The sequence below is a fragment of the Haemophilus haemolyticus genome (assembly GCF_003352385.1).
GTDB lineage: Bacteria > Pseudomonadota > Gammaproteobacteria > Enterobacterales > Pasteurellaceae > Haemophilus > Haemophilus haemolyticus_I.
The window spans coordinates 1882218-1896397 of the sequence record NZ_CP031243.1; the positions used below are offsets into that span (position 1 = coordinate 1882218).

General features: G+C 38.1%; 15 protein-coding genes. 7 read left to right on the plus strand and 8 right to left on the minus strand.

Features of this window, described 5'->3' with window-relative positions; genetic code table 11:
* The first annotated feature begins 3 nt into the window (after positions 1 to 3).
* Positions 4 to 225: a sulfurtransferase TusA family protein gene (locus tag DV428_RS09160; protein ID WP_005631077.1), complete on the plus strand. Its 222-nt coding sequence runs from the start codon at positions 4 to 6 to the stop codon at positions 223 to 225.
* 52 nt (positions 226 to 277) lie between these two features.
* On the opposite strand, the gene nanQ is transcribed toward DV428_RS09160, so the two are convergent.
* Entirely contained in the window at positions 278 to 745 is a 468-nt protein-coding gene (gene nanQ, locus DV428_RS09165; protein ID WP_114909500.1) for an N-acetylneuraminate anomerase, read from the minus strand.
* A gap of 243 nt (positions 746 to 988) precedes the next feature.
* Between nanQ and pnp the strand changes: the two genes are divergently transcribed.
* From pnp to DV428_RS09635, 5 genes are all read left to right on the plus strand, one after another.
* Complete coding sequence (gene pnp, locus DV428_RS09170) at positions 989 to 3118, plus strand: polyribonucleotide nucleotidyltransferase (protein WP_114909501.1); 2130 nt, start codon at positions 989 to 991, stop codon at positions 3116 to 3118.
* Positions 3119 to 3199: 81 nt separating this feature from the next.
* Positions 3200 to 4144 (plus strand): lipoprotein NlpI, encoded by a 945-nt coding sequence (nlpI, locus tag DV428_RS09175; RefSeq protein ID WP_114909502.1) that lies wholly within the window; start codon positions 3200 to 3202, stop codon positions 4142 to 4144.
* A gap of 119 nt (positions 4145 to 4263) precedes the next feature.
* Complete coding sequence (locus DV428_RS09180; RefSeq protein WP_114909503.1) at positions 4264 to 6102, plus strand: DEAD/DEAH box helicase; 1839 nt, start codon at positions 4264 to 4266, stop codon at positions 6100 to 6102.
* 168 nt (positions 6103 to 6270) lie between these two features.
* On the plus strand, positions 6271 to 7722 hold the full coding sequence (gene mltF, locus DV428_RS09185) for a membrane-bound lytic murein transglycosylase MltF (RefSeq protein ID WP_114909504.1): 1452 nt from the start codon (positions 6271 to 6273) through the stop codon (positions 7720 to 7722).
* Between the two features lies 1 nt (position 7723).
* Positions 7724 to 7876: a hypothetical protein gene (locus DV428_RS09635; RefSeq protein WP_005631066.1), complete on the plus strand. Its 153-nt coding sequence runs from the start codon at positions 7724 to 7726 to the stop codon at positions 7874 to 7876.
* An 82-nt stretch (positions 7877 to 7958) separates the two neighbouring features.
* Here the strand turns inward: DV428_RS09635 and DV428_RS09190 are convergent, their stop codons facing one another.
* From DV428_RS09190 to arsC, 4 genes are all read right to left on the minus strand, one after another.
* Complete coding sequence (locus DV428_RS09190) at positions 7959 to 8570, minus strand: YagU family protein (protein ID WP_114909505.1); 612 nt, start codon at positions 8568 to 8570, stop codon at positions 7959 to 7961.
* A 141-nt stretch (positions 8571 to 8711) separates the two neighbouring features.
* Positions 8712 to 9008, minus strand: a complete 297-nt coding sequence (locus DV428_RS09195) for a DUF5377 family protein (RefSeq protein ID WP_114909506.1) — start codon at positions 9006 to 9008, stop codon at positions 8712 to 8714.
* A gap of 23 nt (positions 9009 to 9031) precedes the next feature.
* On the minus strand, positions 9032 to 9277 hold the full coding sequence (locus DV428_RS09200) for an alternative ribosome-rescue factor A (RefSeq protein WP_114909507.1): 246 nt from the start codon (positions 9275 to 9277) through the stop codon (positions 9032 to 9034).
* Positions 9278 to 9344: 67 nt separating this feature from the next.
* Positions 9345 to 9695, minus strand: a complete 351-nt coding sequence (gene arsC / locus DV428_RS09205; protein ID WP_114909508.1) for an arsenate reductase (glutaredoxin) — start codon at positions 9693 to 9695, stop codon at positions 9345 to 9347.
* 77 nt (positions 9696 to 9772) lie between these two features.
* On the opposite strand from arsC, the gene DV428_RS09210 reads away from it, so the two are divergent.
* Positions 9773 to 10822 carry an AI-2E family transporter gene (locus tag DV428_RS09210; RefSeq protein ID WP_114909509.1) on the plus strand — a complete coding sequence of 350 codons (1050 nt, stop codon included), beginning with the start codon at positions 9773 to 9775 and terminating at the stop codon, positions 10820 to 10822.
* A gap of 98 nt (positions 10823 to 10920) precedes the next feature.
* Here the strand turns inward: DV428_RS09210 and secF are convergent, their stop codons facing one another.
* The 3 genes from secF to yajC form a co-directional block, all read right to left on the minus strand.
* Positions 10921 to 11895 carry a protein translocase subunit SecF gene (secF, locus tag DV428_RS09215; protein WP_114909510.1) on the minus strand — a complete coding sequence of 325 codons (975 nt, stop codon included), beginning with the start codon at positions 11893 to 11895 and terminating at the stop codon, positions 10921 to 10923.
* A 10-nt stretch (positions 11896 to 11905) separates the two neighbouring features.
* Positions 11906 to 13756: a protein translocase subunit SecD gene (gene secD, locus DV428_RS09220; RefSeq protein WP_114909511.1), complete on the minus strand. Its 1851-nt coding sequence runs from the start codon at positions 13754 to 13756 to the stop codon at positions 11906 to 11908.
* A 69-nt stretch (positions 13757 to 13825) separates the two neighbouring features.
* Positions 13826 to 14119 carry a preprotein translocase subunit YajC gene (yajC, locus tag DV428_RS09225; RefSeq protein ID WP_005631054.1) on the minus strand — a complete coding sequence of 98 codons (294 nt, stop codon included), beginning with the start codon at positions 14117 to 14119 and terminating at the stop codon, positions 13826 to 13828.
* Positions 14120 to 14180 lie beyond the last annotated feature (61 nt).

A 14180-nucleotide genomic window follows, 5' to 3' on the forward strand; every position in this document is an offset into this window, starting at 1 on the left:
TATATGATCGTTAAATTACCTACACTTGGCCTTGTTTGCCCATTTCCTCTCGTTGAAGCTAAGGAAGCCATGGCTAAGTTAAATAAAGGCGATGGCCTAGAAATTGAATTCGACTGCACACAAGCCACCGAGGCTATTCCTGCTTGGGCTGCAGAAGAAGGTTATGAAGTAACAAACTTCGAACAAATTGATGATGCAAAATGGTCAATTACGGTGATTAAATAATAAAAAAGAGCGGTTAAAAACAAAAACATGTTTAACCGCCCTTTTTCAAAAATTAAATTAATTTAACAGGTACTTTCACGACTAATTTTTTAATTTTTTCTGTTTTTCCATTGACTACACAGCAAGGTTTATGCGGTTCGTAAGGATAAAATACAGCGAACATTTTTGGTTTCATTGTGACGGTGAATTTATCATCAATATCTGCACAAAGTTGATAATCATCTGCTTCGTTATAAGATTCATACTGAGACAAATCAGGATAATTAGCGCCAACTTCTATATTTTCCGTACCGCGGATTAACACCTGAACATCTAAGTATTCGTGATGTAACTCTGCTTTTTTGCTGCTTGGTTCTGCTGTTTCTGGTTCCATTACATTCATATAAATTTGATCGTTAATATCATGGCGACCATTTTCTAACGCATTCAAATCTAACGTATTCAAATAATCACATACTTCAGCAATCACTTTTGGTAAACCAACTTTAAAATTTGGGCTGGTTAAGCTGCTAATAATCATAGAATTTTCCTTATAGTGGATAAAAGTTACACTATGATACCAAGTCGGTTAAATGAAATAAAGTTACCAATCACACAAAAACCTCTGTATAATGCTTAGGCTTTATTTTCTACATTAGCGTGCGGCTATCAAAAGCAATTTTAAGCGCTCGAAAGTGCGGTTGTTTTTACAAAAGATTTCTTTTGCTAGTCGCAATCTGGAAAATAAAGCTTTGTTTTAAATATTATTTTGAAGGAAAACATTGTGAATCCAATTGTTAAACAATTTAAATACGGTCAACATACCGTTACTCTAGAAACCGGCGCGATTGCACGTCAAGCAACTGCTGCGGTGATGGCAAGCATGGACGATACCACGGTATTCGTGACTGTTGTTGCTAAAAAAGATGTGAAAGAAGGTCAAGACTTCTTCCCATTAACCGTAAACTACCAAGAGCGTACTTATGCGGCGGGTAAAATCCCTGGTGGATTCTTCAAACGTGAAGGTCGTCCATCTGAAGGCGAAACTTTAATTGCACGTTTAATCGACCGTCCAATTCGTCCATTATTCCCAGAAGGTTTCTTCAACGAAATCCAAGTTGTGGCAACTGTAGTTTCTGTAAACCCACAAATCAGCCCAGACTTAGTGGCTATGATTGGTGCTTCTGCAGCATTAACCTTATCTGGTGTACCTTTCAACGGTCCTATCGGTGCAGCGCGCGTTGGTTTTATTGACAACCAATTCGTATTAAACCCAACTATGGCTGAACAAAAACAAAGCCGTTTGGACTTAGTGGTTGCTGGTACTGACAAAGCCGTATTAATGGTTGAATCTGAAGCTGATATCTTAACTGAAGAACAAATGTTAGCGGCAGTCGTATTCGGTCATCAACAACAACAAGTTGTGGTTGAAGCAATCAAAGAATTTGCAAAAGAAGCGGGCAAACCACGTTGGGATTGGGTTGCACCACAACCAAACACAGATTTAATCAATAAAGTAAAAGCAATTGCTGAAGCACGTTTAGGCGATGCATACCGCATTACTGAAAAACAATCACGTTACGAACAAATCGATGCAATTAAAGCAGATGTAATTGCGCAAATCACAGCTGAAGATGAAGATATTAGCGAAGGTAAAATCGTGGATATTTTCACCGCACTTGAAAGCCAAATCGTTCGTGGACGTATCATTGCAGGTGAACCACGTATTGATGGTCGTACCGTTGATACCGTTCGTGCATTAGACATTTGCACTGGTGTATTACCACGTACTCACGGTTCTGCGATTTTCACCCGTGGTGAAACGCAAGCATTAGCTGTTGCAACGTTAGGTACAGAACGTGATGCACAAATCATTGATGAATTAACGGGTGAACGTCAAGATCACTTCTTATTCCACTACAACTTCCCTCCATACTCTGTAGGTGAAACGGGTATGATTGGCTCACCAAAACGTCGTGAGATCGGTCACGGTCGTTTAGCAAAACGTGGTGTAGCGGCTGTTATGCCAAGCCTTGCGGAATTCCCGTACGTAGTGCGTGTTGTATCTGAAATCACTGAATCTAACGGTTCTTCTTCTATGGCATCTGTATGTGGTGCGTCTTTAGCATTAATGGATGCGGGCGTTCCAATCAAAGCTGCTGTTGCAGGTATCGCAATGGGCTTAGTGAAAGAAGAAGAGAAATTCGTGGTCCTTTCAGATATCTTAGGTGATGAAGACCACTTAGGTGATATGGACTTTAAAGTAGCGGGTACACGTGAAGGTGTGACCGCCCTTCAAATGGATATCAAAATTGAAGGTATCACCCCTGAAATTATGCAAATTGCATTAAACCAAGCGAAAAGTGCACGTATGCACATTCTTGGTGTAATGGAACAAGCAATCCCTGCACCACGTGCAGATATTTCTGACTACGCACCGCGCATCTACACAATGAAAATTGATCCTAAGAAAATCAAAGATGTCATTGGTAAAGGTGGCGCAACAATTCGTTCACTAACTGAAGAAACTGGTACATCAATTGACATTGATGACGATGGTACAGTGAAAATTGCCGCAGTAGATAGTAATGCAGCGAAAAACGTAATGGGACGTATTGAGAAAATCGTTGCAGAAGTTGAAGCTGGCGCAATTTACAAAGGTAAAGTTACTCGTCTTGCTGATTTTGGTGCATTCGTAGCAATCGTTGGAAATAAAGAAGGTTTAGTTCATATTTCTCAAATTGCTGAAGAGCGCGTAGAAAAAGTTAGCGATTACCTCCAAGTAGGCCAAGAAGTAAACGTAAAAGTTGTTGAAATCGATCGTCAAGGTCGTATTCGTTTAACAATGAAAGACTTGGCTCCGAAACAAGAAACTGAAATTAACCAAGAAGATTCTGTAGAAGAACAAGAATAATCTTGGAATATCGAATCAAAACTTGGTAGCATTCGCTGCTAAGTTTTGTTGTTTTCCAACTTTTAGGCATAAAGAAAGCAAATGCGGTGTTTTCGCTTATCTCGCCATTTTATAGTCTATTTATTTAGCTTATGTGCGATCTTATTCCTTGCAGGCTGTGTTCAGTCTAGGGGCGGTTTTGTGTCTAGAAATCATGTCGTGTTGGCTGAGCAAAACCCGAATACTCACTTTGAACAGGAAGTGATGATCGTGCGATTAAGCCAAGTACTACTCGTTGGAAAAATGAGTAATGAAGAACGTGCATCGCTACATTTCGAACGTGGCGTACTCTATGATTCCCTTGGATTATGGGGACTTGCTCGTTACGATTTTACTCAAGCCCTTGCATTACAGCCTAAAATGGCATCTGTGTACAATTACTTAGGGCTTTATTTATTGCTTGAAGAAGATTACGACGGCGCATTGGAAGCATTTAATACGGTGTTTGAATTAGATTCAAGTTATGACTATACCCACCTTAATCGTGGTTTAAATTTTTATTATGTAGGGCGCTACCATCTTGCTCAGCAAGATTTCTTACAGTTCTACCAAGCCGATACAAAAGATCCCTATCGTGTCTTATGGCTATATTTGAACGAACAAAAATTAAAACCACAAGAAGCCCAAACAAACCTTGTTGAACGAGCAAAAGGGCTATCAGAGGACTTCTGGGGTACAAACATCGTTCAATATTACTTAGGACACATCTCTGTAGAAGAATTACAACAACGAGCAAGTGAATTTGCTGAAAATTCACAACAATATGCTGAAATTCTCACAGAAACCTATTTTTATCTAGCAAAACAAAAACTCAATGTAGGGCTAGTAGATGAAGCGGCAGCTTTATTTAAACTAGCTATGGCAAATCAGGTTTATAACTTTGTTGAGTATCGTTTTGCCGCGTTTGAACTAATGAAATTAAAACCGGTTCAAACAGAAGACGAAAAAGAAGAGAAAAGTGCGGTAACAAAAGCGATTGTTTTCTAAAAATCAATCAAAACTCACCGCTCTTTACAGTAGAACGAATAGAAAAATTCATTCGCTCTGCTCAACTTAATAAACCGAAGGCCTCTTTGAGCTTTCCTTATTTATATTCGAGTATTTTAATGACTGACAAAATTACTTTTAATGACTTAGGCTTACCTGAGTTCATCTTAAAAGCTGTTTCTGACTTAGGTTTTGAAACCCCTTCTCCAATTCAACAAGCTTGTATCCCGCATTTGCTCAATGGCAATGATGTGCTAGGTATGGCACAAACGGGTAGTGGTAAAACCGCTGCCTTTGCACTGCCTTTATTAGCGCAAATCGATCCAAGTGAAAAGCATCCACAAATGTTAGTGATGGCGCCTACTCGCGAACTTGCTATTCAAGTTGCCGATGCGTGCGAACAATTTGTTAAATATGCGCATGACTCCCGCATTGTTACCTTATATGGTGGTCAACGTTATGACATTCAACTTCGTGCATTAAAACAAGGCGCACAAGTGGTTGTGGGTACACCTGGTCGTATTCTTGACCATATTCGTCGCGGAACATTAAATCTTTCTGAACTTCGTTTTATCGTATTAGATGAAGCAGATGAAATGCTACGCATGGGTTTCATTGATGATGTAGAAACCGTCATGGCAGAATTACCAGAAAATCACCAAACAGCGTTATTCTCTGCAACAATGCCTGAACCGATCCGTCGTATTACGAAACGTTTTATGAATGATCCAAAAGAAGTGAAGATCAAAGTTAATAACGAAAATGCCCCAGATATCGACCAAAGTTGTTGGTATGTGCACGGCGTGCGTAAAAATGAAGCCCTTCTTCGTTTCTTAGAAGTGGAAGATTTTGATGCAGCGATTATCTTTGCTCGCACTAAAACTGGTACGTTAGACATTACAGAACTACTTGAAAAAAATGGTTTCCGTTCTGCCGCACTTAATGGTGATATGACACAACAATTGCGCGAGCAAACACTCGATCGCTTACGTAACGGCAGTTTAGATATTGTTGTGGCAACCGATGTAGCCGCACGCGGTATTGATATTGAACGCATCAGCCTTGTGGTGAACTACGACATTCCGCTTGATGCAGAATCTTATGTACACCGAATTGGCCGTACTGGTCGTGCTGGTCGTTCTGGTCGTGCTTTATTGTTCGTTGAACCTCGCGAGCGTCGTTTACTTCGTAATATTGAACACCTAATGAAAAAAGGTATCAATGAAGTGGAATTGCCAAATCATCTTGTGTTACAAGAATGCCGCCGCAAAAAATTTGTCGCCAAAATTACGAAACAACTCGAGCATCACGATTTAGAGCAATATCGTAGTTTATTAGAAGACTTATTCACAGCCGATCAGGATCAAGAAAATATTGCTGCAGCAATGTTGATGCTGCTTCAAGGCAAACAAAAACTCATTCTTCCACCTGATCCACCAATGGAAAAACGTCGTCGTGAACGTAATGAACGAGGTGATCGCCGTGAAAATCCACGTTCAGCTGAACGTCGTGGCGAACGTAAAGGCTATGGAAATCCACAACCAATGGATTTATATCGTATCGAAGTCGGTCGTGCAGATGGTGTAGAAGTTCGCCATATCGTTGGTGCGATTGCTAACGAAGGCGATATTAACAGCCGTTATATTGGTCATATTAAACTTTATGATGATTACACTACCGTTGAATTGCCACAAGGTATGCCGAAAGAATTATTGCAACAATTCGGTAAAACACGCGTATTGAATAAACAAATGCAAATGTCTTTCTTAGGTGCTGTGAAGTCTGATAGTTCCCGTGGTGGCGATGATTTTAACGGTAAACGTAAAGGCCGTAGTGGCGATTTCCGTGGAGAACGCGGACGTAATGAACGCGGTGGTGACAATCGTGGAAATCGTAAATTTAATGAAAAAAGTAACCGCTCTTTTAGCGATAAACCACGCCGTGATCGCCGAGGATAATATCCTTGTGATATAAAGAATAGCGCTATTTCCTAATGTTTTGCCATCATTTAAAATTTAGCACTATTGATAAAGTAGAATTAGCCCCTTGCACCTCAAGGGGCTTTTTATTGTCTATTGGTTAAATTCTAGCTACAATCCCGCAAGCTTTTTATATAGGAAAAATCATTGAAAGGTCTCTTTTTACGTATTATTACTGCCTTGGCTTTGTTGCTTTGGGCTATTGATATGGTATTCCCATGGCAATTTTTACGCCATGCAGAAGAAAACCACTATACAGCAATTCAAGAACGAGGCTCACTCATGGTGGGCACAATGAACAATCCTATTTCTTATTTTATAAATAAAGACGGCGAACGAGGCTTTGAATATGACTTGGCTAAAGCATTTGCTGATTCACTAGGTGTAGAACTCGAAATTAAAACTTTCGATAATCAAGAACAATTATTTAATGAGTTAGATAAGCATAATATTGATTTAGCTGCGGCTCACCTTTTATATCATCCTAATAATGCTGAACGTTTCCAAATTGGCCCAGCATATCATTCAGCTTCATGGCAATTAGCTTATCGAAAAAATGAACAACGTCCTAAAAATCTAGGAGATATTAAGAAAGAAATTTATATCGCTAACAACTCATCGTTGGAAGAAACACTAAAAGAATTACAAAAACAATATCCACAATTAACTTGGAAAAGAAATCAAGCGTTCACTCAAGAAGAACTATTGCTACAACTATCTGAAGGAAAAATTCCTTACGTTATTGCAAATTCCATTGATATCGCAGCGCTCCAACAAATCAAACCAGAATTAGCCATTGCCTTTGATATTACTGATGAAGCAAACATTCACTGGTATTTACCGAATAATGCCTACAATGATTTGCAAGCTGCCTTACTCAATTTTATGAATAATGCACAAGAAACTGGGCTAGTCGATAATTTAAAAGAAAAATATTTAGGGCATATTTCACAATTTGATTACGTCGATACGCGCTCTTATATGAAGGCAATTGAAAATACACTGCCACAATTCTCACCGCTCTTTGAAAAATATAAAGGTGAATTAGATTGGCGATTACTCGCAGCGGTCGCTTATCAAGAGTCTCATTGGAATCCAGATGCAACATCACCTACGGGCGTGCGTGGCATAATGATGTTAACGAAAGATACCGCTCAACATATGAAAATCAGCGATAGAACAGATCCTGAACAAAGCATTAAAGCGGGATCAGAATATTTACACTGGCTGATTAGTCAAATTCCAGAAACCATTGAAAAAGAAGAAAGAATTTGGTTTGCCTTAGCCGCCTATAACATGGGACTGGGCCACTTAATTGATGCACGTCGTTTAACTAAAAATCTTGGAGGAAATCCAGATAATTGGCTCGATGTGAAAAAAAATCTGCCTTTATTAGCAGAAAAACGCTATTATTCCCAGCTGAAATATGGCTATGCGCGAGGCTATGAAGCCCATCAATATGTAGAAAATATTCGCCGCTATATGAATAGCATTGTGAATTATCATCGAGTCCAAGAAAATCAAACAACGAATGATAATGCCAACAACGAAAGTGCGGTTGAAAATTCAGAAAAAATAAAAGAAAAAAAGGATAAATAAAATGTTAAAACGCAAAACTTTTCTTAAAAAGAAAACCAATTTACAACAAACCTCTTTATCACGTAACCTACGTTTGAGACGCTTGAAACACCGTAAACAACAGCAATTTGCGAGACATTCATTACAATTTGTCGTACAAGAAATTTGTTGTTAATTAAAGCATCTCTATCCAACAGAAAACGGGTTAAAACTTATTAGTCTTAACCCGTTTTTTATCAAAATTTATACTGTTTAGCTTAAGCTAAAGGAATCTCTGCATCTGGCTCGCCAGTTAAGCGATTACGTAAATCGCGACGAATAATCTCAATAGTCCAGAACCAGAAAATATGACCAACTAGTTCTGAAATATGTTCATATAGCGGCCATTCTGCAACTGGTGGGGTTAAACCTAGTGCTGGGAAAGTAATATAGTGCACGCAAATATTAGCAATAATCCCTGCTCCAATACCTTGCCAAAATTTAATTTTTGGAAAACGTTCTGCGACTAAGCAATAACCAATCGCAAAAACTAAAGAAAAGATCATATGAGTAACACCAATCCAATTGAATGCATGATCAGCAAAGGTAAATGCAGCATCAGTTGGATCAATACCTAAATAATCACGTAAAAACACATGTGGTGGATTTAAAAATGCACGGGAACATACTGCCAGCACTTGATCTTGTGTTAAACCTGTAATATCCACTTTACAAGCGGCCGCAAAGAAATCGATTGGACTACGCGGTGGAAATGGATGCTCTGCGCCCCATTTAACAAAAGCGGAAATAATCCCTGCAACGATACCAACAAATACTGCCACGCCATAACGACGACGGTTTGCTGGACTTTGAGTAAAAATACCTGACATATTTTGCTCTCCAATAAAAGTAAAGAAAAAATAACCGCACTTTTATGCCATTATTTATACAATTTAAAGTGCGATCCCTATTTTGTCGATATAACAAAATATGGGTAGAATACTAGAATGTTTTGTGGATTAGTCAAGTTATTATTCTGATTTCACACCAAGGTTCCCAATTTTCACGCCTAATAATCCAATAAAAACAGGATCAAAATAATCACCCAGAAATTTGAATAACTCATTTAGTTCTGTAAAAGAGCGTTGAATTTTTATTTGATCTTCTACTTTACGCACAAACTCAAAACGTATTCTATTTTCTTCAAAATATGCCGTTAAAGTTAGGTAGATAGTTTCAAAAAAATGGCTTTTAGCCCCCTCTTCACCAGGATCGCTAATGCGTACATTCCATGTATTATTAAATAGGACTTGAGGCTGATTTGACATATTTATACTCCTTTTTACTATTTTTAGCCTAAGAAAAACCCGATTATAAAGTTTCTGTAATCAAAAAATTTATAATCGGGCTTTTCAAACATTTTCCCTGCGTATTTCGCTTTACGTTGGTAACTCCCCTTCCCTTTACGTTTTTTCTCAACACGCTGACGAAATAGTTTGTCATGTAATAATGCCATCACTGCATTATCTTTTATCACTCCTCGAGTGTGCAAATAAATGGTTTCATTTTCAACCGCACTTTTTTGTTTCTTTCCCATAACTTTTCCTCAAAAAAGCCGCGGAAGGATTTCCACGGCTGGAGTATTATACGCGCAAACGTTTAAATTACAAAATCTCAAGTACACTTTCTGGCGGACGCCCGATTTTAGCTTGATTACCATTGATAACGATTGGACGTTCAATAAGCGCTGAATGTTCACTCATGGCTTTTAATAATTCAGCTTGAGAGAGCTCTAAATTATCTAAATTTAAGCTTTTATATAAATCATCTTTCGTACGCATCATTTGGCGCACATCATCAATCCCTAATTTTTGGGCAATGCTTTGTAATTCATTAACGGAATACTGCTTTTGCAAATACAATTCAACTATTGGCTGAACACCTTGATTTTCTAATAATGCTAGCGTTTCACGGCTTTTTGAACAACGAGGGTTGTGATAAATAACGACAGACATAGGATTTCCTTTTAGTAGCTATAAACACTATAAATTTTAACTTATAATGGCAAAAAATACTTATAGGAAAAGAAATTATGCTAGAAATGTTGAAAAGCTGGTACTCGCGTCGCTTAAGCGATCCACAAGCGATGGGACTATTAGCAATATTATTATTTGGATTTATCTCCATTTATTTTTTTGGAGATTTAATCGCACCTTTGTTGATTGCTCTAGTACTATCCTATTTACTAGAAATGCCGATCAATTTTTTGCATCAACATTTAAAATGTCCAAGAATGTTAGCGACAATCATCATTTTTGGTGGCTTTATTGGACTAGCGACAATCTTCTTTTTAATCCTCATGCCAATGTTATGGAATCAAACTATTTCCTTATTAAGTGATTTGCCAGCAATGTTTAATAAGCTCAATGAATGGTTACTAAACTTACCTGAGCATTATCCTGAACTCATCGACTATTCAATGGTAGATTCTATTTTCAATTCTGTGCGAGAAAAAATCCTTGGTTTTGGTGAATCTGCGGTAAAACTTTCTTTAGCCTCCATTATGAACTTGGTTTCTTTAGGGATTTATGCCTTTTTAGTGCCATTAATGATGTTTTTTATGTTGAAGGATAAATCAGAACTTTTACAAGGCGTGAGCCGTTTCTTACCGAAAAATAGAAACTTGGCCTTCAAAGTATGGAAAGAAATGCAACAGCAAATTTCCAACTACATTCATGGAAAATTATTAGAAATACTGATTGTCACGCTCATCACTTACATTATTTTCTTAATATTCGGGCTAAATTACCCGCTCTTATTGGCTTTTGCGGTGGGGCTTTCAGTTCTTGTTCCTTATATTGGTGCGGTAATTGTTACGATTCCTGTTGCATTGGTTGCGTTATTCCAATTTGGAATCAGCCCAACATTTTGGTATATCATCATCGCTTTTGCTGTGAGCCAGCTCTTAGATGGAAACTTACTCGTCCCTTATTTATTTTCTGAAGCAGTGAATTTACATCCATTGATTATTATCATTTCAGTATTAATTTTCGGTGGTTTATGGGGATTTTTGGGCGTATTCTTTGCCATTCCCTTAGCGACTTTAGTGAAAGCCGTTATAAATGCCTTACCTCAAGATTAGAAGTCTAAATTAAAAAGTAATACAAATAAAAAAATAGTTAACCATGAATTTTTGGTTAACTATTTTTTATTGAAGTTTATTCTAAGAATAGAATTTAACTAAGGTAATTCGTCAATTTCCTTATCTACTTTAGGCGGGATCATATGTTCACGGCGTAATCCAACATCGTATGCAATTGCGATTGCAATAAAGATTGAAGAATATGTACCAAATCCAATACCCACAAGTAACGCTAAAGAGAAGTTATGAATTGATGGACCGCCGAAAAAGAACAATGCAATAACAACAATTAATGTTGTAGCAGAGGTCATGATGGTTCTTGATAAAGTTTGCGTTAAAGAAACATCAATAATATCAATCGTATCTAGACGTCTTATTTTTCTAAAGTTTTCACGCACACGGTCAAAGACCACGATACTATCGTTAATAGAATAACCCACAACAGATAAAATCGCTGCAACGAAGGTTAAATCAATTTCGATTTGTAACGCTGAAAACACGCCAAGAGTAATAATTACGTCATGCGCAAGGGATGCGATACCGCCGAAACCTAAACGCCATTCAAAGCGAGAACCTACATAAACTAGCATCATGGCTAATGTCGCTAATGTCGCATACACAGCACCTTGTGCCAATTCTTCCCCTACGTTTGGTCCAACGAATTCAACACTACGAATCTTTATACCAGAATCTACTTCTTGGAGCATTCCTTTTACGCGATCGCCAATGCCTGAATCATTATCCGTCGCTGGTAAACGAATCATGACATCTTGAACAGAACCTGTTGTCTGCACAATTGGGCTTTCAATACCATTTTCATGGAGCTTACCACGGATTTTTTCTAAGTCTGCAGATTGTGAAAAATGGGTATCAAAAACAACCCCGCCGGTAAAATCCAATCCCCAGTTAAAGCCTTTTGATACGATAAAAAATAGCGAAACGGCCATTAAAAGTGCGGAAAAAACATAGCCCCATTTACGCACTTTCATAAATTCGGTCAATGGGAACGGGAGTTTAATCCCATTGACTTCACGGATAAAATGTCCGTCTTTATCTTTTGCAAAAATTTTCATCGTTCCCTACCTAAATTGATAATTTCTTAAGTTGTTTACCGCCATAAAGCGCATTAACTAATGCTCGAGTTCCTGTAATTGCGGTAAACATTGAAATTGCCACACCAAGTGAAAGCGTAATCGCAAATCCTTGAATTGGACCTGTCCCCACTGCATACAAGATAATTGCAGTTAAAATTGTCGTTAAGTTCGCATCAAAAATTGAGCTAAACGCCCCGTTGTAACCTTCATTGATTGCTTGTTGAATTGGACGACCATTGCGAATTTCTTCTTTAATACGTTCAAAAATCAACACGTTTGCATCCACCGACATACCTAAGGTTAATACGATACCAGCAATCCCTGGCATGGAAAGTGTCGCACCAGGTAAAATAGACATTAAACCCACTAACAACACGATATTAATGACCAAAGCAAAACTTGCGATAATACCGAACATTTTGTAGTAGAACAGCATAAATAAAATCACAGCGATGAGTCCCCAAAAGCTCGCATTAATCCCTTGCTCCACATTTTGTGCCCCCAAAGATGGGCCAATTGTACGTTCTTCAACAATTTGAATTGGTGCAATTAATGCGCCAGATTTCAGTAAGGTAGAAAGGTTATGCGCTTCCGCGATACTATCAACACCAGTAATTTGGAAATTAGAACTGAAACGACCTTGGATCGTCGCCACATTAATGACTTCCTCATGTTTTTCTAAAATAGTTTTACCATTTTCGTCTTTTTTACCGTTATCTTTATATTCAACATAAAGCGTTGCCATTGGTTTCTTGTAATATTTTTTGGTAGTTTGAGACATAATCTCACCACCTTCACCATCCAAGGTTACACTCACTTGCGGGGTACTTGAATGCTGATCTAAACCAGAACTTGAATTAATAATATGCTCACCACCTAAGACCGCGCGTTTAAATAATGCAACAGGATGACCTTGGCGATCATATTTAACTTCCGAATCAGCTGGTAACATATTACGAGAAATTGCATCGGCCGTAACATTTTGATTTACGATACGAAATTCAAGCGTTGCAGTTGCACCCAAAATTTCTTTTGCACGTGCGGTATCTTGAACACCTGGTAACTCAATAACAATACGTTCAGCACCTTGACGTTGAATAACCGCCTCAGATACCCCTAATTCAGCAACACGTTTACGTAAAATCGTTAAGTTTTGCTCAATTGCTAAGTCGCGTGCTTCATTTAATGCTGAAGTTGAAAGACCTAAATTGATACTATCGTTATCCAACTCTGTGATATCTAAGGTTGGATGCAACTGATGAATAATACGTTCCGCTTTAGAGCGTTGACTTGCATCGGCCAATGTGACAGAAGTACCAAAATGCTCAGTATTTTTAATTGCCGTATATTGAATTTTTTCTTTGCGAAGTTCGTTACGTAAACTGTCTTGTAATTGCTCTTGGCGTTTTACAAGTGCAGCATTCATATCAACTTCCATTAAAAAACGAACCCCACCGCGTAAGTCTAATCCCCATTTCATTGGGTTAGCACCAAACATACTTAACCAAGCTGGAGTGGCAGGAGCTAGGTTTAATGCAGTGGTGTAATTATTGCCAAGACGTTCAGCAATTTTATCTTTAGCAAGGAGTTGATCATCGGTATTAGTGAAACGAGCTAGAATTGAGCCGTTCTCAAGCACGACAGATTTGGTTGGAAGATTGTTGGTTTTAAGCACATCTTGAACTTGTCCAAGCACGCTAGTATTCGCTTCTTGACCGCGCGTACCAGAAATTTGAACCGCAGGATCTTCACCATAAATATTTGGAAGAGAATATAAAATCCCGATGGCCACAATAAAAATAACCATCAAATTCTTCCATAATGGATAACGGTTTAACATAGTTTTCCTTTTCTTTTCTAACGCACAGAGCCACAATTCGTGGCTCTGGAAAATAATTTAACGTTACTCTTAAAGTGATTTTAATGAACCTTTAGGAAGAACGCTTACAATGTAGTTACGATTAATCGTAATTTCTGTCGTGTCGTTTAACGCAATCACGATGCTATCGCTACCTTCGGTTACTTTAGTAATTTTGCCGATTAAACCACCAGCGGTTAAAACTTCAGTACCTTTTGCAAGCTCAGACATCAATTTTTTGTGTTCTTTATTGCGTTTAGCTTGCGGGCGATAAATCATAAAGTAAAAAATTAAACCAAAGATCACGAAAATAAATAACGTGGACATCGGGTTTTGTGCTTCCATTGTATGTTTTCCTTGTTAATTTAAGTTAAAAATTGCGCTTAAAATACCATAAATTGGCTCA

Excerpts from the sequence above, each read along its gene's own strand:
- secF (WP_114909510.1), bottom strand. The coding sequence starts at position 11,895 with ATGAAAATTTTTGCAAAAGATAAAGACGGACATTTTATCCGTGAAGTC.
- secD (WP_114909511.1), bottom strand. The coding sequence starts at position 13,756 with ATGTTAAACCGTTATCCATTATGGAAGAATTTGATGGTTATTTTTATT.
- arsC (WP_114909508.1), bottom strand. The coding sequence starts at position 9,695 with ATGTCTGTCGTTATTTATCACAACCCTCGTTGTTCAAAAAGCCGTGAA.
- DV428_RS09210 (WP_114909509.1), top strand. The coding sequence starts at position 9,773 with ATGCTAGAAATGTTGAAAAGCTGGTACTCGCGTCGCTTAAGCGATCCA.
- DV428_RS09190 (WP_114909505.1), bottom strand. The coding sequence starts at position 8,570 with ATGTCAGGTATTTTTACTCAAAGTCCAGCAAACCGTCGTCGTTATGGC.
- DV428_RS09180 (WP_114909503.1), top strand. The coding sequence starts at position 4,264 with ATGACTGACAAAATTACTTTTAATGACTTAGGCTTACCTGAGTTCATC.
- nlpI (WP_114909502.1), top strand. The coding sequence starts at position 3,200 with ATGCGGTGTTTTCGCTTATCTCGCCATTTTATAGTCTATTTATTTAGC.
- DV428_RS09160 (WP_005631077.1), top strand. The coding sequence starts at position 4 with ATGATCGTTAAATTACCTACACTTGGCCTTGTTTGCCCATTTCCTCTC.
- yajC (WP_005631054.1), bottom strand. The coding sequence starts at position 14,119 with ATGGAAGCACAAAACCCGATGTCCACGTTATTTATTTTCGTGATCTTT.
- DV428_RS09635 (WP_005631066.1), top strand. The coding sequence starts at position 7,724 with ATGTTAAAACGCAAAACTTTTCTTAAAAAGAAAACCAATTTACAACAA.
- DV428_RS09200 (WP_114909507.1), bottom strand. The coding sequence starts at position 9,277 with ATGGGAAAGAAACAAAAAAGTGCGGTTGAAAATGAAACCATTTATTTG.
- nanQ (WP_114909500.1), bottom strand. The coding sequence starts at position 745 with ATGATTATTAGCAGCTTAACCAGCCCAAATTTTAAAGTTGGTTTACCA.
- DV428_RS09195 (WP_114909506.1), bottom strand. The coding sequence starts at position 9,008 with ATGTCAAATCAGCCTCAAGTCCTATTTAATAATACATGGAATGTACGC.